Genomic DNA, 20,869 nt, shown 5'->3' with positions numbered 1-20,869 from the left:
CCGCAGGGCGCCCCGGCGGCCCGTCAGGAGACGACGACGGCCGCCGCCACCAAGACGAGCGCGACGCCGAGCGCGGCCAGCGCGCTGAGGGCCCAGCCGACCTGCATCCCCCCGGACACGGTCCCGGCCTCTGCGGCCCGGGCCTCTGTGCTCCCGGGCTCGGCGGCTCCGGCCTGCCTGGCGGCTCCGGCCCGCTCGGTGATCTGCTCGGCCACCCAGTCGGCGTGGGTCCTGCCCGCCAGCGCCTCGGCCGCGGCCTGCTCCCCCTTGGTGCGCGCCGGCTCGGTCGCGAAGCGCCCCCTCCCCGGGGCGGCGGGCTCCCCCCGCCGCGTGGCCGACGCCCGTTCCCGGGCCGTGGTCTGCGGCGTCCAGCAGCGGACGACCCGGTCCCCGGAGGAGATCGTGATCGCGTGGGAGACCGTGACGTCGTCTATGCCCGTCCACGGGACGAAGACGTTCCTGAGCGGGTTGCGCACCAGCACGCCGTCCTCGGTGAGGACGACCGCCGGGCGCAGGCAGGTGACGAAGACCAGCGCCGTCAACGCCCCCAGCACCGCCCCCGCCACCAGCGAGGACGGCCCGCTGTAGCGGACGACCAGGTCGACGGCGTTGGCCGCGGCGAACGCCATCCAGACCCAGCCCAGGATCAGCGCGAGCTTCGACCGGAACACCTGTCTCATCGGCCCGCTCACGTGACCTCCTCCGTCGGCCGCGCTCGCGCCGCTGCTGTGCCCATGGCTCGCTCGCTCCGCTCGCTCACGTGACCTCCTCCGTCGGCCGCGCTCGCGCCGCTGCTGTGCCCATGGCTCGCTCGCTCCGCTCGCTCACGTGGCCTCCTCCGTCGGCCGCGCTCGCGCCGCTGCTGTGCCCATGGCTCGCTCGCTCACGCCTGCCACTTGAGTCGTGCGAACCCGGGCTTGATGACCCCGTTGATGAGCGCGAGCCGGTCGTCGAACGGCAGGAACGCCGACTTCATGGCGTTGATCGTGAACCACTGCATGTCGTCCCAGCCGTACCCGAACGCCTCCGACAGCTTGGCGAACTCCTCGGAGACCGTGGTCCCGCTCATCAGCCGGTTGTCGGTGTTGACCGTCACCCGGAAGTTCAGGCGGCGGAGCAGGCCGATCGGGTGCTCGGCGATGGAGGACGCGGCCCCGGTCTGCAGGTTCGAGGTCGGGCACATCTCCAGTGGGATGCGCTTGTCGCGGACGTAGGCCGCCAGGCGGCCGAGCTTGGCCTCGCCGTCCTCGGACACCGTGATGTCGTCGATGATCCGGACGCCGTGGCCCAGCCGGTCGGCGCCGCACCACTGGATCGCCTGCCAGATCGACGGCAGGCCGAAGGCCTCACCGGCGTGGATGGTGAAGTGCGCGTTCTCCCGCTGGAGGTACTCGAACGCGTCGAGGTGACGGGTGGGCGGGTAGCCCGCCTCGGCCCCGGCGATGTCGAACCCCGCCACGCCGACGTCGCGGTAGCGGACCGCGAGCTCGGCGATCTCCATGGACCTGGCCTGGTGGCGCATGGCGGTGAGCAGCGTGCCCACCCGGATGCCCCGGCCCTCCGAGCCGATCCTGAACCCCTCCAGGACGGCTTCGATGACCTCCTCCAGGCTCAGCCCCGCGGAGGTGTGCTGCTCGGGCGCGTAGCGCACCTCGGCGTAGACCACGCCGTCGTTCGCGAGGTCCTCGGCGCACTCGGCGGCGACCCGGACCAGCGACTCGCGCGTCTGCATGACCCCGACCGTGTGGTCGAACGTCTCCAGGTAGCGCTCCAGGGAACCGGAGTCGGACGCCTCCTGGAACCAGGTCCTCAGGGCGTCCGGGTCGGTCGTGGGCAGCCGGTCGTAGCCGGTCTCGCGGGCCAGGTCGACGATGGTCTCGGGCCGCAGACCACCGTCGAGGTGATCGTGGAGCAAGACTTTCGGAGCCTGGCGGATCTCTTCGAGAGTAGGTAGCTGGCTCATCTCGCCATCCTAATGTCAAGGGTCCGATCAGCGGTTTTGCAAGATCCGCCGAAAGTCCCGCGGGCTATTCGTCGCGGTTGACCGTCTCGGGGGAGAAGGCGGGCAGGCAGACGGCGACGTACTCCGCACCCTCGGTCCCGCAGCTGTAGCGGATCTTCTCCCCCGGCTCGCACGCGATGGCCTGCCCGGCGTGGACCTCGGTCACACCGCCGTCGTGCTCGACGAGGACCGTGCCCCTCAGCACCAGGGTGTACTCGGCGAACTCCGGCGCCTGGGCGGGCTCGTCCCATCCGGCCGGGGCCGTCATATGAGCGATCGAGACCCGGTCGTCACCGCTGTTGACCCGGCCGACGTACTCGTCGATGACCTTGCCGCCGGGGACCGGAATCCGTGTCGCACTATCGATTTTCCGTACCATCAGGCCATTTTGCCACCGGCCTCCGTGGGCCGCTCAGTGGGCCACGTCGATGACCAGGCGGTTCGGCTGCTTCTGCTCCAGGACCCGGAAGCCCGCCTTGTGGTCCAGGACGATGCCCACTCCCACCACGGCCTCGAAGTCACCGGTCTTGACGACGTTCTGCACGTTGCCCAGCCCGGCCTGGAAGATCGGCCCGCCGGTCCAGGTCGGCGCGCCCGCCTCGGTGTGCGCGTTGGCCGGGGTGATCGTCACCTGCAGGTAGGCCCCGCCCTTGACGTCGATCGGCTCGCCGGACCCGTCCTGGACGAGCTCGGGCACCCATTCCACTCGGTACCCGGGCAGATCACCCTTGAAGTCGACCACCACCCGGTCGAACCCCCGGTGCTCGGCGAAGCGCGTCCCGGTGACGATCGGCGGTGCGGCGGGGCTCCGCTCGACTTCGACCTCATTGGTGCCCGTCGGCGGCGCCAGCTCGTTCGGCCCGGGCGACGGCGGCGGCTCCGGCGTGGAGGAGCCGTCCGGCGCAGGGGTGGCCGTCCCGGCGGCCGTGGCCGTAGTGGACGGGGCCGTAGTGGACGGGGCCGCGGAGGGAGCCGTGGCGGACGGGGCGGGAGAGGCGGTGGCCCGGGTGGCCGGGTCGCCGCAGCCGGCCAGCAGCGCGAGGGGAACGAGTGCGAGGGCGACGCGGGAACGGTTCATGTGGGCCTCCTGCCTGGTAGGACGTCCAATACCCAGGAAAGGTTCAGCCACATCCGCGTGTCCGGAGGTGGTCATCCCGGTACCCGGGAGTGACGTTCCCGGGACGTGGGACCGCCGCTCTGGTACGGCTCGGCACCCGTGGCGCCGGCCCTCCCGGAACGCGGAACCGCCGCCGCGGGGACCCCGTTCCCCCACGGCGGCGGGCCCGTGTCCGCCGCGGATCCCGGATCTCCGCGGCGGGCACGGACGTCCTCAGACGGCCTCCAGGACCTTCTCCCGCGCCGCGGCGGCCGTACGGGCTCCGCGCAGGCCGGTGAGGGCGATCCCGAGGCCGAGCAGGCCGAGGATGACGGAGACCGTGATCGAGGCGCGGAAGCTGCTGAGCGGGTCCGGGCCGGCGCTGGAGGTCAGCACCGCCGTCACGATCGCCAGCACGACCGCGCCGCCGACCTGGCCGGAGGTGTTGAGCAGGCCGGAGGCCAGCCCCTGCTCGTCGTCGGCGACGCCGTTGGTGGCCTGGATGTTGAGCGAGGGGAAGGACAGGGCGAAGGCGATGCCCAGCAGGATCATGCCCGGGATGACCAGCGTGGTCAGGTCGGGGTCCGCGTCGACGCGGAGGAAGAAGGCGTATCCCCCGGCCAGGGCCGCCGAGCCGATCACGATGAGCCGGGCGGTGCCGAAGCGGTCGGCCAGGCCGCCCATCTTCGTGGAGGTGACGGCGACCAGCAGCCCGGCCGGCAGGAAGGCCAGGGCGGTCTCCAGCGCGGACCAGTGCAGGAAGTTCTGGAAGTACTGCATGGCGACGAACTGGAAGCCGACGTAGGAGCCGAACAGGATCACCAGCCCGAGGTTGGCCCGGACGAGAGGGCCGGAGCGCAGGATGCCGAGCCGTACCAGCGGGTGCCTGACCCTCCGTTCGGCCACGACGAAGACGGCCAGCAGGGCGGCGGCGGCGAGCAGGGAGCCGATGGTCCGGGCCGAGCCCCAGCCCGCCTCGGGAGCCTCCACCACGGCGTACACCAGCAGCAGCATCGAGGCGGTGATCGTCACGGCGCCGATGAGGTCGTAGCCGCCCTCGGCCCGTTCCTCGTGCTGCTTGGGCAGGAACTTCAGGGACGCGACCAGGGCGATGACCGCGACGGGGACGGGCATGAGGAACGTCCAGCGCCAGCCGAGCTCGGTCAGCAGGCCGGAGATGACCAGGCCGAGGGAGAAGCCGCTGGCGCCGGAGGCGGTGAAGATGCTGAGGGCCCGGTTGCGGGCCGGGCCCTCGGCGAAGGTCGTGGTGATGATGGACAGGGCGGCGGGAGCGGTGAAAGCGGCGCTGATGCCCTTGACGAACCGGGCCGCGATCAGCAGGGCGCCGTTGTCGACCAGTCCGCCGAGCAGGGAGGCCACGGCGAAGACCGCCAGCGCGACCAGGAAGACCCTGCGCCGGCCGAGCAGGTCGGCGGTCCGGCCCCCGAGAAGCAGCAGACCGCCGTATCCGAGCACGTAGCCGCTGACCACCCACTGCAGGGAGGAAGTGGACAGGCCGAGATCCGACTGGATGGACGGGAGGGCGACGCCCACCATCGAGACGTCCAAGGCGTCGAGGAAGACAACTGCGCAGAGAACTGCGAGCGCGGCCCACAGCCGGGCGTCCCAGCGCTCGTCGTGTGTCGAGGAGATCATGTCGCCCGACAATACATGCAAGCGCATCTAATGCAAAAGCATTTAATGACGATGCATTTAATGTCCGCGCATGGTACGATCCGCGGCATGAGCGAGGAGTCCGCTGTCCGTGCGTGGCGTGAGGTGCTGGCCAGGCACGCGTCGGTCACGTGCGCACTGGAGCGGGAGCTCTCCGACAAGTACGACCTCGGCGTGAGCGAGTTCGAGGTCCTGGAGCGCATGGTCGAGGGCGACCAGGAGAAGTACCGGTCTCAGGAGATCGCCGCCGCGGTGCACCTGAGCCAGAGCGCGTGCTCACGGGTGATCGCCCGCCTGGAGAAGGCCGGTCTGGTGCGCCGTGCGATCTGCGAGGCCGACCGGCGCGGCGTCTTCGTGGTCATCACCGAGGAGGGCCGGGCACGCCACGCGGCGGCCCTGCCCGCCCACCGCGCGGTGGTCGTCGCCGCCTTCGACTCCGGCGCGTCCCCCCCGCCGCCCTGCGCCCTGGAGGCGGTCCATGCGGCGGAGACGGCCCACGCCCCGGAGACGGCGCGCACGTCCTGAGACGGGTCCGCCCTCCCCACCGGCCGGCGGGGAGGGCGGGCGAGCCACCGGGCGGGGCTCAGGCGGTGATGCGGTCGATCACCAGCGGGAGCAGGTCCTCGTCGCCGGAGTCGGCGACCGTGTAGGCGCCCTCCAGCGCGGCCAGCGCCCGCTCGAAGCGGGAGGTCTCGTCGGCATGCAGGGTCATCAGCGGCTGGCCCTCCCGGACCAGGTCGCCCGGCTTGGCGTGCAGCATGATCCCGGCGCCGAAGGAGACCGGATCCTCCTTGCGCTCCCGGCCCGCGCCCAGGCGCCAGGCCGCCAGGCCCACGCCGTAGGCGTCGAGCCTGGTCAGCACGCCCGAGGCGGGTGCGTTGAGCTGCATGGTCTCGGCGGCCTTCGGCAGCAGGGCGTCCGGGTCGCCGCCCTGGGCGACGATCATCCGGCGCCAGGCGTCCATCGCCGAGCCGTCCTTCAACGCCTCCTCCGGGTCCTTGCCCCCGTCCACGCCCGCGGCCTGGAGCATCTCGCGCGCCAGCCGCACGGTCAGCTCGACCACGTCCGCGGGGCCGCCGCCGGCGAGCACCTCGACGGACTCGGTCACCTCCAGCGCGTTGCCGATCGCGCAGCCCAGCGGCCGGTCCATCGCGGTGAGCAGGGCCACGGTGTTCACCCCGGCGTCGGTGCCCAGCTCGACCATGGTGGTGGCCAGCTCACGGGCCCGCTCCACGGTCTTCATGAACGCGCCGGAGCCGACCTTCACGTCCAGCACCAGCGCGCCGGTGCCCTCCGCGATCTTCTTGGACATGATCGAGGAGGCGATCAGCGGGATCGACTCGACCGTGCCGGTCACGTCGCGCAGCGCGTAGAGCTTCTTGTCGGCCGGGGCGAGCCCGTCGCCGGCCGCGCAGATGACCGCGCCCGCCTTGTTCAGCACGCCGAGCATCTCGTCGTTGGAGAGCAGGGCCCGCCAGCCCGGGATGGACTCCAGCTTGTCCAGCGTGCCGCCGGTGTGGCCCAGGCCGCGCCCGGACAGCTGGGGGACGTAGCCGCCGCACGCGGCGACCAGCGGGGCCAGCGGCAGGGTGATCTTGTCGCCGACGCCGCCGGTGGAGTGCTTGTCGGTGGTACGGCCCGGCAGCGCGGACCAGTCCATCCGCGCCCCGGACCGGATCATCGCCTGGGTCCACTCGGCGATCTCCCGGCGGTTCATGCCGTTGAGCAGGATCGCCATCGCGAGCGAGGACATCTGCTCGTCGGCCACCACACCCCTGGTGTAGGCGTCGATCACCCAGTCGATCTGCTCCCGGGACAGCTCCCTGCCGTCCCGCTTGGTGACGATGACGTCGATGGCGTCCATGATCAAGCCCCCCGGCTCAGGTCGTCGGGTCCGAAGGCGTACGGCAGGATCTCCGCCATCGGCTTCGGCCCGTCCACGGTTTCCACGAGCAGTTCGTCGCCGCCGAACTCGAACAGCAGCTGACGGCATCGCCCGCACGGCATGAGCAGTTCCTCGTGCCCGTCCACGCAGGTGAAGGCGACCAGCCGGCCGCCCCCGCTCGCCCGGAGCGCGGAGACCAGCCCGCACTCCGCGCACAGCCCGACGCCGTAGGAGGCGTTCTCCACGTTGCAGCCGGACACGATCCGCCCGTCGTCCACCAGCGCGGCGGCGCCCACCGGGAACTTGGAGTAGGGCGCGTACGCGTTGGCCATGGCCCGTACGGCCTCCGCCTTCAGCGCGGCCCAGTCGATGGCGGCGTTCGTCTTCTCGGTGCTCACTTGGCCTGTCCCTTCCGGTACGGCAGGCCGTCGGCGGCGGGCATGCGCAGGCGCTGGGCCGCCAGAGACAGCACCAGCAGCGTGGTGATGTGCGGGGTGACGGAGGTGAACTGCGCCGGGATGCTGTCGGTCAACGCGAAGATCACGAACACGATGACCGCCGCGGAGCCGGTGAACACCGCCGCCTGGGCGCGCTTCTGCTGCACGAGCTGGTAGACCGCCACCGCGGCGATCAGGATGGCCACCAGCAGCAGGAGCGCGTGCACGGACTCGCCGCCCCGGCGCAGCTGCAGGCCGTCGGTGTAGCCGAACAGCGCCGCGCCGGCCGCCAGGCCGCCGGGCCGCCAGTTGCCGAAGATCATGGCGGCGAGGCCGATGAAGCCGCGCCCGCCGGTCTGGCCCTCGCGGTAGGCGCTGGAGGCCACCAGCGACAGGAACGCGCCGCCCAGGCCCGCCAGCGCGCCGGAGACGACGACCGCGGCATATTTGTAGGTGTAGACGTTGACGCCCAGCGACTCCGCGGCGACCGGCCGCTCGCCGCAGGAGCGCAGCCGCAGGCCGAACGCCGTGCGCCAGAGCACGTAGAACGTCAGCGGGACCAGCGCGACCGCCAGGATGGTGAAGAGCGAGACGTTGGTGGTCAGGCCCCGCAGGATCCCCGCCAGGTCGGACAGCAGGAACCAGCGCTGGGCCTCCAGGTCGGCCAGCGGCTCGCCGACCCACGGCAGGCTCACGACCCCCGGCTTGGGCACGGGCGGCGACTGGGTGTCCCCGCCGCCCGGCATCTCGGCGAAGGTCACCTTCGACAGGAACTGGGTGATGCCCCCGCCCAGGATGGTGATCGCGACACCGGAGATGATGTGGTCGACGCCGAAGGTCACGGTGGCCACCGCGTGCAGCAGGCCGCCGACGGCGCCGCCGATCGCCCCGGCGAGCACGCCCGCCCAGGGGTTGGCGAACTGGATCGCACCCCAGGCCCCGGCCCAGGTGCCCAGGATCATCATGCCTTCCAGGCCGATGTTGACCACGCCGGCCCGCTCGGACCACAGGCCGCCCAGACCGGCCAGGCCGATCGGCACGGCCAGCGCGACGGCGGCGTTGATCGCGCCCGCCGAGGTGAGGTCGACGGCGCCGGTGAAGAACCGGGTGACCGAGAGCAGGAGGACCAGCGCGCCGATGCCGATCAGCAGGAGCCGCCAGGTGAGCTTGAACGTCCCGGCCTTGGCCCGCTCCACCGGAGGCTGGCCCGTCTTCAGGCCGCTTGCGCTCATGCCGACGCTCCTTCGACCCGCGGCGGGGTCCCGCCCGCCAGTTCCTTGCTCACCCGGCGCTGCTCGGCCGTGATCTGGTAACGGTGGACCAGCTCGTAGGCGATGATGACCGAGAGCACGATGGTTCCCTGCATGATCGCCACGATCTCGGGCGAGATCTCGTGGAGCTGGAGGATGCTCGACGAGGTGTCGAGGAAGGCCCACAGCAGCGCGCCGAACGCGATGCCGACCGGGTGGTTGCGGCCCAGCAGCGCGATCGCGATGCCGGTGAAACCGAGCCCCGTCGGGAAGTCGAGGCTGTAGGAGTAGGACGAGCCGAGCAGCTGCGGCATGCCGATCAGGCCCGCCGCCGCGCCGGACAGAATCATCGCGGTCACGACCATCTTCTTGACGTTCACGCCGCTGGCGACCGCGGCCGACTCCGAACGGCCGGTCGCCCGCAGGTCGAAGCCGAACCGGGTCCGGCTGAGCAGCACGTGGTAGCCGACGCCCACGACGACCGCCAGGATGATCAGGCCGAACACCTTGGCCTCGGTCCCGGGGATGATCGCCATACCGGCCACCCGGCCGGACTCGGGGATCGGCTTGGTTCCGATGTTGTTGCTGCCCGCGACCTCGACCGCCAGGCGCTCCTTGTTGAGCAGCCACGCGCCGAGCGCGGTGGCGATGGCGTTCAGCATGATCGTGGAGATGACCTCGCTGACGCCGCGCTTGACCTTGAGCAGGCCGGCGATCGAGGCCCAGCCGGCGCCGACCAGCATCGCCACGAGCAGGATCAGGGCGATGTGCAGGGGAGCGGGCAGGGTGACCGCGCCGCCCACCGCCGCGGCCACGAGCGCCGCGAGGCGGTACTGGCCGTCGACGCCGATGTTGAACAGGTTCATCCGGAACCCGATCGCCACCGCGACCGCGGACAGGTAGTAGGTCGTCGCGTAGTTCAGCATGAGCACGATCGACCGCGGCTGCGTGCCGTAGTCGGCCATGACGCCCAGCGTCTCCAGGGGCGGGTCGCCGCTGACCAGCAGGACGACCGAGGTGATCAGCCCGGCGAACACGATGGCCAGCAGCGGCGCGGCGAGCGAGAGGAGGCCGGTCAGCCGTACCCGCCCGAGCAGGCGGTCGGCGAAGCTCGACTCAGCGGATTTCATGCGATGGCTCCGGGGGCTCCGGGATCTCCGGGTACGGCGTGCGTTACGTAGGTGTTCATGCCGCCTCACCGGCACCCGTCATGGCCGAGCCGAGCTGCTCGGGCGTCACGTTCTGCGGATCCACGTCGGCGACGATGCGCCCGCGCAGGATCACCTTCAGCGTGTCCGACAGGCCGATGAGCTCGTCCAGGTCGGCCGAGATCAGCAGGACGGCCAGGCCGGCCGCGCGGGCGGCGCGCAGGTGGTCCCAGATCGCGGCCTGGGCGCCCACGTCCACGCCACGGGTCGGGTGCGAGGCGATGAGGAACACCGGGTCGCCGCTCATCTCCCGGCCGACGATCAGCTTCTGCTGGTTGCCGCCGGACAGGGCTGCGGCGTCCACGTCGATGCCGGGGGTGCGGACGTCGTACTGCTCGACGATGCGCCGGGTGTCGGCGCGGGCTCCGGCGCGGTCGATCCACGGACCCTTGACGTTGGGCCTGCGGGTCTGGTGGCCGAGGATTCGGTTCTCCCAGAGCGGGGCCTCCAGCAGCAGGCCGTGCCGGTGCCGGTCCTCGGGGATGTAGCCGACGCCGGCCTCGCGGCGGCGGAGGGTGGACCAGGCGGAGATGTCCTCCTCGCCGAGGCGGATCTCCCCCTCGGCGGGGCGCATTCCCATGATGGCCTCGACGAGCTCGGCCTGGCCGTTGCCCTCGACGCCGGCGATGCCGAGCACCTCGCCCTTGCGGATGTCGAAGGTGACGCCGTCCACGATGCAACGCTCGTCCGGCGAGTGCACCGACAGGTTCCGCACCGAGAGCGCCACCACGTCGGTGACGGTGGACTCGCGCGTCTCCGGGCTGGGCAGCTCGCTGCCGACCATGAGCTCGGCGAGCTGCCGGGCGGTCACGGCCTTGGGGTCCACGCTCGCCACGGTGGTGCCGCGCCGGATGACGGTGATGGCGTCGGCGACCGAGAGCACCTCGTCGAGCTTGTGCGAGATGAAGATGATCGTCAGGCCCTCGCGGACCAGCTCGCGAAGGTTGCCGAAGAGCTCGTCCACCTCGTGCGGGACGAGCACCGCGGTCGGCTCGTCGAGGATCAGGATGCGGGCGCCCCGGTAGAGGACCTTGAGGATCTCCACCCGCTGCCGGGCTCCGACGCCGAGGTCCTCGACCAGGGCGTCGGGGTCGACGCCCAGACTGTAGGTGTCGGAGATCTGCTTGATCTTCTTGCGCGCGGCGCCGAAGTCGATGGCGATGCCGCCCTTGCGGGGCTCGCTGCCGAGGACCACGTTCTCCAGCACGGTCAGGTTGTCGGCCAGCATGAAGTGCTGGTGGACCATGCCGATGCCGGCGGAGATGGCGTCCGAGGGGGAACGGAAGGCGACGGCCGCCCCGTTGACGCGGATCTCTCCCTCGTCGGGGCGCTGCATGCCGTACAGGATCTTCATGAGGGTGGACTTGCCCGCGCCGTTCTCTCCGACGATGGCGTGCACGTGCCCCTGCTCCACGGCAAGGGCGATGTCGCGGTTGGCCACGACGCCGGGGAACCGCTTGGTGATCCCCGCGAGCTCGACGGCCGGTGTCGAGGTGCTGATGACGGCCTCCTCCATACGGATGGCCCGATTACGTAACGTGATGGGGAAAGTAGGGCGAAGGGCCCGGGGAATCGTCCGCCGGGCCCTTCATCTGGTCAGGTCATTCCTTCGGAACGGTGATCTCGCCGGAGACGACCTTCTGCTTGTACTCGTCGAGCTTGGCCTTGATGTCGTCGACCTGGCCACCGGTGGTGGAGTAGTCGACGCCGCCGGCCTTGAGGTCGTAGACCGTCGTGCCCGCCTTGGCCGAGCCGGCCGCGGCGCTCTTCAGGAAGTCGAAGACCGCGACGTCGACCTTCTTGATCATGGAGGTCATGACGACGCTCTGCACGTCGGCGGCGGCCGTCTTGGCCTGGTCCGAGTCGACGCCGATCGCCCAGCCCTTGGCGGCCTTGGCCGCCTCGAACACGCCGCCGCCGGAACCGCCCGCGGCGTGGTAGACCACGTCGGCGCCCGCGTCGAACATGCCCTCGGCCGCGGTCTTGCCCTTGGCCGGGTCGGCGAAGCCCGCGAAGTCCGGCGGCTGGGTCAGGTACTTGACGTCGACCTTGATGTCGGACTTGACGGCCTTGGCGCCCGCGACGAAGCCCGCCTCGAACTTCTTGATCAGCGGAACCTCGACGCCGCCGACGAAGCCCACGTGGTTCTTGGTCGACTTCAGCGCCGCGGCGGCGCCGACCAGGAAGGAGCCCTCGTGCTCGGCGAAGACCAGGTTGGAGATGTTGGGACCGGTCGCGGCCTCGTCGTCGACGATGGCGAACTTGACGTCGGGGAACTCGGTGGCGACCTTCTTCAGCGGACCGGAGTAGGCGAAGCCCACGGCGATGATCGGGTTGAAGCCGCCCTGGGCGAGCAGACGGAGCCGCTCCTCCTTGGCCGCCTCGGTCTCGCCGCTTCCGGCCTCCAGCTCCTTGGTCTCGGCCAGGCCCAGCTCGGCCTTGGCCTTGTCCAGACCGGCGGCGGCGGCGTCGTTGAACGACTGGTCTCCGCGGCCGCCGATGTCATAGGCGAGACCGACCTTCGCGCCGCTGCCGCTCGTGGCCGCGCTGGTCGCGCCACCGGTCGGGCTGGCGGACGTGGTCGGCTCCTCGCCTCCACCACACGCGGCGGCGCCCATGAGCATGCCGCCGGCCAGTGCGGTCGCGGCCAGCCTGCCGAATCGGTTCTGAAGCAAGATGGACTCCCTTCGCGTTCTCAGTGCACGCGCGAAGAGACGCACGGCAACCCTGCACGGAAGATAGTTGTTCGGTGAGCACGGACCAAACCGGCGCACAGCTCCGCAATAGGTCCGTTACCCAGCTCACGCCACCCTGTGACAAGCGAAGGCGGCCGACGCTACCAGCGGGTAGGATCGACCGCCCCCTCAAGAGATCAACCGGGAGGCCGTCGGCCCGGCTCGCGGACCGTTCACACCCTTGCCCCGACGGAAGGCGACTATCTCGTTACGCGATGCACTTTTTACTGGTTAGCGTGACCGCGACGGCGTAAGGGGAAATCCACCCACCGGTGCTAGTTGTCCAAATTCATCAGGACGGCGGGCTCGCTGGTGGCGGGTCGCTGCCCCTCCCAGAGCGCGGTCAGCGCGGTCGCCACCATGAAGCGCACGCCGGTGGCGATGCAGGTCTCGTCGACGTCGAAGGTGCCCTGGTGGATGTCACCGGAGTGGGCCTCACCCGGCGTGCGCGTGCCGAGGCGGGCGAAGGCGCCGGGGACGGATTCGAGGTACCAGCCGAAGTCCTCGCCGCCCAGGCTCTGCTGGGTCGGCACGGAGGCGCCCTCGCCGAGCACGCCCTCCGCCGCCTCGATCAGCATCTGCACGCTGATCTCCTCGTTGATGACGGGCGGGACGCCGCGCACGTAGTCCATCTGCGCCTCGACGCCGTAGGCTCCGGCGACCGACTCCAGCAGGGCCTTGATCATGTCGGGGGCGGCGTGCCACGCCTCCTCGTCCAGGCAGCGCACGGTGCCCTCGGCGACACCGTCGTCCGGGATCGCGTTGGCCGCCGACCCCGCCTCGACCCGGCCCCAGACCAGGCTGAGCGAGGAGCGGGGGTCGATCCGGCGGGAGAGCGCGGCGGGCAGCTCAGTGAGGATCTTGGCCAGCGCGAAGACCAGGTCGGCGGTGAGGTGCGGCCGGGCGGTGTGCCCGCCGGGGCCGCTGACCCGGACGGTGACCCGGTCGCAGGCTGAGGTGATCGGGCCGGTCTTGAGCCCGACCTTGCCGACGTCCACCCGGGGGTCGCAGTGCAGGCCGAAGATCCGGTCCACGCCGCTGAGGCCGCCCGCGGCCATCACCTCCAGCGCCCCGCCGGGGAGCTCCTCGGCCGGCTGGAAGAGCAGCCGGACCCGGCCGGGCAGCAGCCCGGCCTCCGCCTGGCGGGCGAGGAAGAGCCCGGCGCCGAGCAGGATCGTGGTGTGCACGTCGTGACCGCAGGCGTGGCAGACACCGGGGACCGTCGAGCTGTAGGGCACGTCCTTCTCGTCGGACACGGGCAGCGCGTCGATGTCGGCCCGCAGCGCCACGGTCGGCCCGTCACCGCTGCCCACCTCGCAGATGAGGCCGGTGCCGCGCGGCAGCACCGAGGGGGCGAGGCCGATCGCGCTCAGCCGGTCGGCGATGTGCTGCGTCGTGCGGTACTCGGCGAACGCGAGCTCGGGATTCATGTGCAGGTCACGGCGGAAAGCGATCAGTCCGCCCTCGACCTCGGCGAGGAACGCGTCGAGTTCCCCTCGCAGATTACGCCCCCGCATCGGCCACCGTCCTATCCGCGCCAGTTCGTTGGAGTCCTCGACGCATGTGCCACTGCCCAGAATCGCCCGACCCATGAGGCAGCCCCAAAAGCGATTACCGCACGGAGGGGCCGGAGTGGGTGTCACGGGCCACGGCAGTGCGGACGACAACACGCCGGCGTGGAGGCGGCAGGCCGGTATGCGGCCGCCGGCGCGCCGGATGTATGACACCGACTTTATCTCTCTTCAGGAGGAGCTCGCCGACATCTCCACCAAATGTTTTGTCGCCCCCTGCCCTTCTTCCGCCCCTCCTGACCCGGAAGAACCATGGCGCATGATCCGAATTGTTCAGGAGCGGTAGCCGTACCGGAGGGCGTGGTTCAGCCTCTGACCTCGTCCGCTCGGTTGAAACCTCGCTGAACTGGCAACTTGCGTGACTTCAGGTGCCACTCATCGAACCCGGCGGATGGATGTCAGAGAGAAGAACGCGTGGTTCACTCCGCATATGATCACTAATATCCCATTTGGGGAGAAGCACTCTAGGTTGAGCATCTTCGAACCGAACGAGGGAACCCTGGTGGTCACCCCCTCGTTGTCGCTTCCCCAGGACGAACTGCGCAGGATAACCGGAGCACGCTGCTACGAGGAGCGGCTGCTCTTCCTGCTTCTCACCCTCAAGCGACCGGGCGTGAGACTCGTCTACCTCACCTCGGCGCCGGTGGATCCGGCGATCGTGGACTACTACCTCGGGTTCCTGGACGACCCGCGAGAGGCCCGCGAGCGCCTCGAAATGATCAGTTTGGGTGATCCCCGGCCCTGCCCCCTCACCGAGAAGATCCTGCACACCCCCGGCGCCCTTGACCGGATCCGGGAGGCGCTGGACGGCGCGGAGGACGCCTGGATGGTCCCCTTCGTCGTCAGCGAGGCCGAGGAGCGCCTCTCCGCCCTGCTCGGGCTGCCGGTCTACGGCCCCGCCACCTCGCTGGCCTACCTGGGCTCCAAGAGCGGCGGCCGGCTGGTCGGGGAGGAGGCCAAGGTGCCGCTGGCCCGCGGTTTCGCCGACCTGCGTTCGCTGACCGAGGTGGAGCACGCGGCGCGCGCGCTGGGCGGCGGCAGGTTGATGGTCAAGCTCAACAACAGCTACTCCGGCCTGGGCAACGCCGTCGTGGTCAAGGACGACCGCCCGCTCACCGCCTGCCACACGAGCTTCTCCGCCGCCGACGAGGACTGGACGACCTTCGCCGAGAAGATCGCCGAGCGGGGCGCGGTGATCGAGGAGTTCATCGAGGGGCGGCCGCTGTACTGCCCCAGCGCGCTGGCCAGGATCACCCCCGGCGGCGCCTACGACGTGGTGGCCACGCACGAGCAGGTCCTCGGCGGCCCCAACGGGGACGTGTACCAGGGGTGCGCCTTCCCCGCGCGCCCCGAGTACCGCGCCGAGGTGGGCGAGTGCGCCGAGCGGATCGCCGGGGTCCTCGCCGACCGGGGCGTGGTGGGCCTGTTCGGGATGGACTTCTTCGCCGTCAAGACCGACGGCGGCTACCGGGCGCTGCTGTGCGAGATCAACCTGCGCATCGGCGGCACCACCCATCCCTTCGGCGCCGCGCTGCTGACCACCGGCGCCGTCTACGACCCCGGCACCGGCACGCTCAGGTGCGGGGAGCAGTCCAAGTACTACGTCGCCACCGACAACTGCGCCGCCACCACCCTGCGGGGCCGTACCCCGGGGGAGATCGTCGAGACGGTCCGGGCGGCGGGCCTCGGCTTCGACCGCGAGGCCCGCACCGGGAACGTGCTGCACCTGCTCGGCGCGATCCCGGAGCACGGGAAGCTCGGCTTCACCAGCATCGGGAACTCGGCGGAGGAGGCCGCCGAGCTACACCGGCGGACGCTTCGCGCCCTGTGCCCGACCCCCTAGACGGCGCAGGCCGCGCACGCCGATCGCCGCGAGCACGATCGCCAGGACGATGTTGACCGCGATCAGGATGCCGTGGACGACGTAGAAGGACCGGGGATGGCCGTCCTGGAGGTTGAAGCCAAGGCTGACCCACTCGAAGATCATGAAAGCGGCAAGGGCCAGCAGAAATCTGGCGATCTTTCGTGATATTTGCATTATGTCGGTATCCCCTCGCGTGCTCCGCCCCCTGGCCGGGGATGTGCAAACCCATGCGAATCGGTACGAAGCTACCCTGAGGCCACTATGGGGACGAAACATATCGCGCCCGTTGGGGCCCTGCTCTCGGTGATCGCCTTTCTGGGCGCTCCCGCCTACGCGGAGCCTCCCGCGCACACCCGTTCTCTCGTACGGCCGGCGCCCGCCGCCGGGACCGAACCCACCGGGGCCGAGCCCGTCGGAGGCGTACGGCTCGGCGGCCGGGGCCTGGTCCTTCCCACCGGGGTCAAGGCCCCGCCCAGGACAGCTGCGAAATCCTACGTGATCGCGGACGCGGACACGGGCGAGGTGCTCGCCGCCAAGGACCCGCACGGACGCTATCTCCCGGCGAGCACGCTCAAGGCGCTGACCGCCCTGACTCTCATCCCGAAGCTCGACAAGGCCACCAGGATCAAGCCGAGCAGGAACGCCGTCAACCAGGAGGGCAGCGCGGTCGGGCTGGTGCCCAAGCCGCTCTACACCGTGGAGGACTTATTCAAGGCGCTGCTGCTGGTCTCGGGCAACGACTCCGCGATGGCGCTGGCCGAGGCCAACGGCGGCCTGCACAAGACGCTGGCGGACATGAACGCCGAGGCCAAGCGGCTCCAGGCGCTCGACACCGTGGCCAAGACCCCGAGCGGTCTGGACAAGCCCGGCCAGAGCAGCTCGGCCTACGACCTGGCCCTGATCGCGCGCGCCGGCCTCGCCAACCCTGATTTCCGTCGATATATCAGCTTAAAAACTGACAAGTTCCCAGCACCCAAGGGCTACTACGAGATCGGCAACCACAACAAGCTGCTCTGGCGCTACAAGGGCATGATCGGCGTCAAGAACGGCTGGACCTCCAAGGCCCTGGGCAGCTTCGTCGGCGCGGCCCGCCGGGGCGGGCACACGGTCATCGTCGCGATCATGCGGCACGAGGGCTACTTCTGGGGAGACGTCGCCGACCTGCTCGACTGGGGCTTCACCGCCCGCGGCAAGGTCGCCCCGGTCGGCCACCTGGTGGACCCGGTCCCCGAGCCCGCTCCCCTGCCGACCGCCGACGCCGCGGCCCAGAGCCCGGCGCCCGCCGCCGGGGACGCCGACGCGGCGCGGCCCGTGCAGACCGGGGAGGAGTCCGCCTCTCCGGCTCCCTATCTGCTCGGCGCCGCCGCCCTCGCCGCCCTCGCCTGGTCCGGTCACCGCCTGCGCCGCCGCCTGCGCCGGACGGGATCGCAGAACTGACCGCCCCGCGGCCGTCCGGTGCGAGGGCGGACGCCTCGCATCAGACGATCTTCGGCGGGTCGGACGGACCGCTGAGGGCGTTGCCGGGGACGGGGGTGGGTTCGGGGGGCGGGCCGAAGGAGGCGGTGGCGGTCCAGGCCGCGGCGTACATGATCACCCGAGCGGAGAGGTTGATCCACACCAGCAGGCCGACCATCACCGCGAACGCCCCGTAGATGGGGTTGCCCAAAGTGAACGAGAGGACGAACGCGGCGAGCTGCTTGAGCAGCGCGAAGGCGACCGCGCCCAGCAGCGCGCCGCGGAGCACCGTCCGGAAGGGCTGCGTGGACCGGCCCAGCCAGCCCAGCAGGATCAGGAAGACCACGGTGTCGGCGGCCACGCTGACCGCCAGGCCGGCGAGCCAGACCGTTCCGGTGGCGAGGAACGACTGCGACAGCCCCAGCCAGCCGGCCACGGTCGTGCTGGCCTGCGTGGCGAAGCCGCCGACCACGACCGAGACGATCATCGTGATGCCGACCAGGATCAGCGCGGACAGGTCGCGGAGCTTGCCGAGGGCGAAGTTGAGCGGCGGCTCGGTGGTCATGGACATCTGCCGCAGGGCGCCGCGCAGGGCGTCGATCGCGCCGAGGCCGGAGTAGAGCAGACCGAGCAGGCCGATGATCCCGGCGGTGGTCTTGGACTCGGCGATCTCCTTGATGGGGAGCTTCGAGGCGAGGCCGGGAAGGTAGCCGTTGATGGCCTCCGTCAGGGTGGTGTCGGCGTTCTCCTGCGAGGAGAGGAAGAAGCCGAAGACCGCGAAGGCCAGCACGATGATCGGGAAGAAGGACAGGAACGCGAAGTAGCTCACCGCCCCGGCCAGCCGGTCGCCGAACTGGAGCTGGTAGCGCTGGACGGTCCGCAGCACGTGGTCGAACCAGGACCACCTGACCCGGTCGGACTCGACCCGGCCATGACCCCACTCACGGAGCGCCTGGATCCGCTCTCCCAGTCCGGCCACCCGCGCCTCCTCCCGGCCGCCGCCGACGCATGCACCGTTCTCACGCGTTGTCCGGGGACGCCGGGACGGAGAAGACCACCGGGCACCACCGCGTGTGACCGTTCCGGTACCCGGGGCCATCGTCGGCAAACAGTCGCTATCCGGTCATCTGCGGCAGGTCCGGCCGCATCCGGCAGGACCCCGCCCCGGCGCCGGACCGGGTCGTGCGGGGAGGCTCCCCGTCCGGCGGCGCCGTACGGGAGGGAGCCCCGTGCCCGGTCCCGGGCGGGGGCGGGGGAAGCGTCAGGGGATGGGCAGGAACCCGGCCCGCTCGCGGACCTTCTCCATGGTCTCGGCGGCCACGGCACGGGCCTTGGCGGCCCCGGCGGCGAGCATCCTGTCGAGCGCGGCCTCGTCGGCGAGCAGCTTCTCCGTCCGCTCCCGGATCGGCGCGAAGGTCTCCTCCACGGCCTCGGCCACGTCCTTCTTGAAGGTGCCGTAGCCCTGTCCCGCGTAGCGCGCCTCCAGCTCGGGGATCGGCGTGCCGGTCAGCGCGGACTGGATGCGCAGCAGGTTGGCGATGCCGGGCTTGTTCTCCTCGTCGAAGACGATCTCGGAACCGGTGTCGGTGACCGCGCGCATGATCTTCTTGCGCAGCGGGCCCGGCTGCTCCAGCAGGTCCAGGATGCCCGCGGGCGAGGAGGACGACTTCGACATCTTGGCCGTCGGGTCCTGCAGATCGGTGATCTTCTCGACGCCCTTGACGATGTGCGGCTCGGGCAGCGTGAAGGTCTCGCCGAAGCGGTGGTTGAAGCGCTGCGCCAGGTCGCGGGTGAGCTCCAGGTGCTGCTTCTGGTCGGCCCCGACCGGGACCTTGTTCGCCTGGTAGAGCAGGATGTCGGCGGCCTGCAGGATCGGGTAGGTGAACAGGCCGACCCCGGTCGAGCCCTCGCCGTATCGCGCCGACTTGTCCTTGAACTGCGTCATCCGCCCGGCCTCGCCCATGCCGGTCAGGCAGATCAGGATCCAGGCCAGCTCGGTGTGCTCGCGCACGTGGCTCTGGACGAAGACCGTGGAGCGCTCGGGGTCCAGGCCGACGGCGAAGAGCTGGGCCGCGGCGATCCGGGAGCGGCGGCGCAGGACCTCCGGCTGGTAGTCCACCGTGATCGCGTGCAGGTCGACGACGCAGTAGAAGGCGTCGTAACCCTCCTGCATGGAGACGTACTGCCGCACCGCGCCCAGGTAGTTGCCCAGGTGGAAGGAGTCGGCGGTGGGCTGGATGCCGGACAGAACACGGGGACTCGCCATGAGAGGTAATTCTGTCAGGTGTCGGGAGTGGTCGGCCCCTCCTCCGGGGAAGACATGCCGATGCCGGGGGAGGAGTCCGCGCCGGAGGAGCCGGGCTCCCGGGCCGCCCGCGCCCCCTCCTCCGCCGGCCCCGCCGGGCGGCGTTTGATGCGGACCCGCGCCACCCTGCGCCCGTCCATCTCCGTGACCGACATCTCGAAACCGGGGACCTCCACCAGCTCTCCCCGGACCGGCAGATGGCCCAGGGTCGCCATCACGAACCCGCCGAGGGTCTCGTAGGGGCCGTCGGGCAGCCTGATCCCGGCCTGCTCGGCCACTTCGCCGAGATTGCTCAGCCCGTCGAGCTCGATCTCCCCCGCGGGCAGCACGACCTGCTCGTCCTCGATGTCGTGCTCGTCGCGGATGTCACCGATGAGCTCCTCGACGAGGTCCTCCAGGGTGACGATGCCCGCCGTGCCGCCGTACTCGTCCACCACGATCGCCAGGTGGTGGCCCTCGTCGCGCATCTCCGAGAGCGTGGTCAGCACCTGCTTGCTGGTGGGCACCAGCTTGACCGGCCGGATCGGCACCACCTCGCTGATCGGCTCGATCGATCCGGTCAGCACCGGGTCGAGCAGGTCGCGGATGTGCACGAAGCCGATGACGTCGTCGTAGGTGTCGCGGTAGACCGGGAACCGGGAGTGCGGCATGGCCGCGGCCAGCACCGCGGCCTCGGCCAGCCGGGTGTCGGCGGCCATGAACTCCACCTCGGTGCGGGGCAGCATCACCTCGCGCAACTGCCGCTTGCCGGCTGCGAAGACCTCCGCGATCAGGCTGCGTTCGTCCTCGGTCAGCTCCTGGTGGCCGACGACCATGTCCCGCAGTTCCTCGGTGGAGATCTCCTCCCGGTCGGCCTCGGGATCGCCGCCGAGGAGCTTGACCACGCCGTCGGTCGACTTGGACAGCGCCCAGATGATCGGCCGGGAGAGCACGGCCATCCGGTCCAGGAACGGCGCGACCAGCAGCGACAGCCCTTCCGCCCGCTGCCGGGCCAGCCGCTTGGGCACCAGCTCACCGAGGACGAGTGAGACGTAGGAGATGGCGAGGGTCACCAGCACCAGCGAGATCGGGGCGGCGGCGCTCTCCGGGAGACCCCAGCCGGCCACCGTGGGCACGAGGTCCTCGGCGAGGGTGTCGGCGCCGAACGCGGCCGACAGCATCGTCGCCACGGTGACACCGATCTGCACGGCCGACAGGAAGCGGTTGGGGTCGCGGGCGAGCGTGGCCGCCCGGGCGCCCCTGCGCCCCCGGGCGCTCAGCCTGCGGACCTGGCTCTCCCTGAGGGAGACCAGGGCCATCTCCGCGCCCGCGAAGAATCCGCCGATCAGCACGAAGAGCAGGACCAGAGCGATGTTAGCCAGGACACTGTTCACGAAAATGTCTCCGT

At 70.8% G+C, this 20,869-nt stretch carries 19 protein-coding genes; 3 read left to right on the top strand and 16 right to left on the bottom strand.

Translation table 11 applies throughout. From position 1 onward, the window contains the following. Nucleotides 1-23: 23 nt before the first annotated feature. The 5 genes from HS041_RS09215 to HS041_RS09195 all read right to left on the bottom strand — a co-directional run bounded on the left by HS041_RS09215 (nt 24) and on the right by HS041_RS09195 (nt 4,754). Nucleotides 24-692: a PH domain-containing protein gene (locus HS041_RS09215; protein WP_196440051.1), complete on the bottom strand. Its 669-nt coding sequence runs from the start codon at nt 690-692 to the stop codon at nt 24-26. A 191-nt stretch (nt 693-883) separates the two neighbouring features. Continuing rightward, complete coding sequence (locus HS041_RS09210) at nt 884-1,963, bottom strand: adenosine deaminase (RefSeq protein WP_196440050.1); 1,080 nt, start codon at nt 1,961-1,963, stop codon at nt 884-886. Between the two features lie 64 nt (nt 1,964-2,027). After that, nucleotides 2,028-2,381, bottom strand: a complete 354-nt coding sequence (locus HS041_RS09205; protein ID WP_196440049.1) for a cupin domain-containing protein — start codon at nt 2,379-2,381, stop codon at nt 2,028-2,030. 33 nt (nt 2,382-2,414) lie between these two features. Continuing rightward, entirely contained in the window at nt 2,415-3,080 is a 666-nt protein-coding gene (locus HS041_RS09200) for an AMIN-like domain-containing (lipo)protein (RefSeq protein ID WP_196440048.1), read from the bottom strand. Between the two features lie 252 nt (nt 3,081-3,332). Beyond that, nucleotides 3,333-4,754: an MFS transporter gene (locus HS041_RS09195; protein ID WP_230878492.1), complete on the bottom strand. Its 1,422-nt coding sequence runs from the start codon at nt 4,752-4,754 to the stop codon at nt 3,333-3,335. An 87-nt stretch (nt 4,755-4,841) separates the two neighbouring features. On the opposite strand from HS041_RS09195, the gene HS041_RS09190 reads away from it, so the two are divergent. Then, nucleotides 4,842-5,297, top strand: a complete 456-nt coding sequence (locus HS041_RS09190) for a MarR family winged helix-turn-helix transcriptional regulator (protein ID WP_230878491.1) — start codon at nt 4,842-4,844, stop codon at nt 5,295-5,297. Between the two features lie 58 nt (nt 5,298-5,355). On the opposite strand, the gene HS041_RS09185 is transcribed toward HS041_RS09190, so the two are convergent. From HS041_RS09185 to HS041_RS09155, 7 genes are all read right to left on the bottom strand, one after another. Then, nucleotides 5,356-6,636 (bottom strand): thymidine phosphorylase, encoded by a 1,281-nt coding sequence (locus HS041_RS09185; protein ID WP_196440046.1) that lies wholly within the window; start codon nt 6,634-6,636, stop codon nt 5,356-5,358. Between the two features lie 2 nt (nt 6,637-6,638). Next, nucleotides 6,639-7,055: a cytidine deaminase gene (locus tag HS041_RS09180; RefSeq protein WP_307845210.1), complete on the bottom strand. Its 417-nt coding sequence runs from the start codon at nt 7,053-7,055 to the stop codon at nt 6,639-6,641. Next, a complete protein-coding gene (locus tag HS041_RS09175) occupies nt 7,052-8,326 on the bottom strand; it encodes an ABC transporter permease (RefSeq protein ID WP_196440045.1) in 1,275 nt (424 codons plus the stop codon). Before HS041_RS09175 ends, HS041_RS09180 begins: the two co-directional genes overlap by 4 nt. Further along, nucleotides 8,323-9,474 (bottom strand): ABC transporter permease, encoded by a 1,152-nt coding sequence (locus HS041_RS09170; RefSeq protein WP_196440044.1) that lies wholly within the window; start codon nt 9,472-9,474, stop codon nt 8,323-8,325. The genes HS041_RS09175 and HS041_RS09170 overlap by 4 nt, the downstream gene beginning before the upstream one ends. 55 nt (nt 9,475-9,529) lie before the next feature. Continuing rightward, nucleotides 9,530-11,068, bottom strand: coding sequence for an ABC transporter ATP-binding protein (locus tag HS041_RS09165; RefSeq protein ID WP_196440043.1), 1,539 nt, complete (start codon nt 11,066-11,068; stop codon nt 9,530-9,532). Nucleotides 11,069-11,153: 85 nt separating this feature from the next. Further along, a complete protein-coding gene (locus HS041_RS09160; RefSeq protein ID WP_196440042.1) occupies nt 11,154-12,227 on the bottom strand; it encodes a BMP family lipoprotein in 1,074 nt (357 codons plus the stop codon). Between the two features lie 335 nt (nt 12,228-12,562). Further along, nucleotides 12,563-13,804, bottom strand: a complete 1,242-nt coding sequence (locus HS041_RS09155; protein WP_196440041.1) for a M20 family metallopeptidase — start codon at nt 13,802-13,804, stop codon at nt 12,563-12,565. A 523-nt stretch (nt 13,805-14,327) separates the two neighbouring features. Here HS041_RS09155 and HS041_RS09150 point away from each other — a divergent pair. After that, a complete protein-coding gene (locus HS041_RS09150) occupies nt 14,328-15,701 on the top strand; it encodes a peptide ligase PGM1-related protein (RefSeq protein WP_230878490.1) in 1,374 nt (457 codons plus the stop codon). On the opposite strand, the gene HS041_RS09145 is transcribed toward HS041_RS09150, so the two are convergent. Next, a complete protein-coding gene (locus tag HS041_RS09145; protein WP_196440039.1) occupies nt 15,660-15,896 on the bottom strand; it encodes an SCO4848 family membrane protein in 237 nt (78 codons plus the stop codon). The two genes, HS041_RS09150 and HS041_RS09145, sit on opposite strands and share 42 nt — an antisense overlap. 87 nt (nt 15,897-15,983) lie before the next feature. Here HS041_RS09145 and HS041_RS09140 point away from each other — a divergent pair, with 87 nt between their 5' ends. Beyond that, a complete protein-coding gene (locus HS041_RS09140) occupies nt 15,984-17,159 on the top strand; it encodes a D-alanyl-D-alanine carboxypeptidase family protein (protein WP_230878489.1) in 1,176 nt (391 codons plus the stop codon). A gap of 40 nt (nt 17,160-17,199) precedes the next feature. Here HS041_RS09140 and HS041_RS09135 read toward each other — a convergent pair whose 3' ends face one another. The 3 genes from HS041_RS09135 to HS041_RS09125 all read right to left on the bottom strand — a co-directional run bounded on the left by HS041_RS09135 (nt 17,200) and on the right by HS041_RS09125 (nt 20,855). Continuing rightward, nucleotides 17,200-18,156 carry a YihY/virulence factor BrkB family protein gene (locus HS041_RS09135; protein WP_196440038.1) on the bottom strand — a complete coding sequence of 319 codons (957 nt, stop codon included), beginning with the start codon at nt 18,154-18,156 and terminating at the stop codon, nt 17,200-17,202. A 282-nt stretch (nt 18,157-18,438) separates the two neighbouring features. Then, a complete protein-coding gene (trpS, locus tag HS041_RS09130; RefSeq protein WP_196440037.1) occupies nt 18,439-19,443 on the bottom strand; it encodes a tryptophan--tRNA ligase in 1,005 nt (334 codons plus the stop codon). A gap of 14 nt (nt 19,444-19,457) precedes the next feature. Beyond that, nucleotides 19,458-20,855, bottom strand: a complete 1,398-nt coding sequence (locus HS041_RS09125; RefSeq protein WP_196440036.1) for a hemolysin family protein — start codon at nt 20,853-20,855, stop codon at nt 19,458-19,460. Nucleotides 20,856-20,869: the final 14 nt, after the last annotated feature.

This window comes from Planomonospora sp. ID67723, assembly GCF_015711605.1.
GTDB lineage: Bacteria > Actinomycetota > Actinomycetes > Streptosporangiales > Streptosporangiaceae > Planomonospora_A.
This window is presented reverse-complemented; position numbering and strand designations above follow the sequence as displayed.

Bases quoted from the DNA above. Each gene is read 5' to 3' on its own strand.
- HS041_RS09140 (WP_230878489.1), top strand. From the start codon at position 15,984: ATGGGGACGAAACATATCGCGCCCGTTGGGGCCCTGCTCTCGGTGATC.
- HS041_RS09145 (WP_196440039.1), bottom strand. From the start codon at position 15,896: ATGCAAATATCACGAAAGATCGCCAGATTTCTGCTGGCCCTTGCCGCT.
- HS041_RS09210 (WP_196440050.1), bottom strand. From the start codon at position 1,963: ATGAGCCAGCTACCTACTCTCGAAGAGATCCGCCAGGCTCCGAAAGTC.
- HS041_RS09170 (WP_196440044.1), bottom strand. From the start codon at position 9,474: ATGAAATCCGCTGAGTCGAGCTTCGCCGACCGCCTGCTCGGGCGGGTA.
- HS041_RS09175 (WP_196440045.1), bottom strand. From the start codon at position 8,326: ATGAGCGCAAGCGGCCTGAAGACGGGCCAGCCTCCGGTGGAGCGGGCC.
- HS041_RS09155 (WP_196440041.1), bottom strand. From the start codon at position 13,804: ATGCGGGGGCGTAATCTGCGAGGGGAACTCGACGCGTTCCTCGCCGAG.
- HS041_RS09195 (WP_230878492.1), bottom strand. From the start codon at position 4,754: ATGATCTCCTCGACACACGACGAGCGCTGGGACGCCCGGCTGTGGGCC.
- HS041_RS09205 (WP_196440049.1), bottom strand. From the start codon at position 2,381: ATGGTACGGAAAATCGATAGTGCGACACGGATTCCGGTCCCCGGCGGC.
- HS041_RS09190 (WP_230878491.1), top strand. From the start codon at position 4,842: ATGAGCGAGGAGTCCGCTGTCCGTGCGTGGCGTGAGGTGCTGGCCAGG.
- trpS (WP_196440037.1), bottom strand. From the start codon at position 19,443: ATGGCGAGTCCCCGTGTTCTGTCCGGCATCCAGCCCACCGCCGACTCC.
- HS041_RS09200 (WP_196440048.1), bottom strand. From the start codon at position 3,080: ATGAACCGTTCCCGCGTCGCCCTCGCACTCGTTCCCCTCGCGCTGCTG.
- HS041_RS09185 (WP_196440046.1), bottom strand. From the start codon at position 6,636: ATGGACGCCATCGACGTCATCGTCACCAAGCGGGACGGCAGGGAGCTG.
- HS041_RS09165 (WP_196440043.1), bottom strand. From the start codon at position 11,068: ATGGAGGAGGCCGTCATCAGCACCTCGACACCGGCCGTCGAGCTCGCG.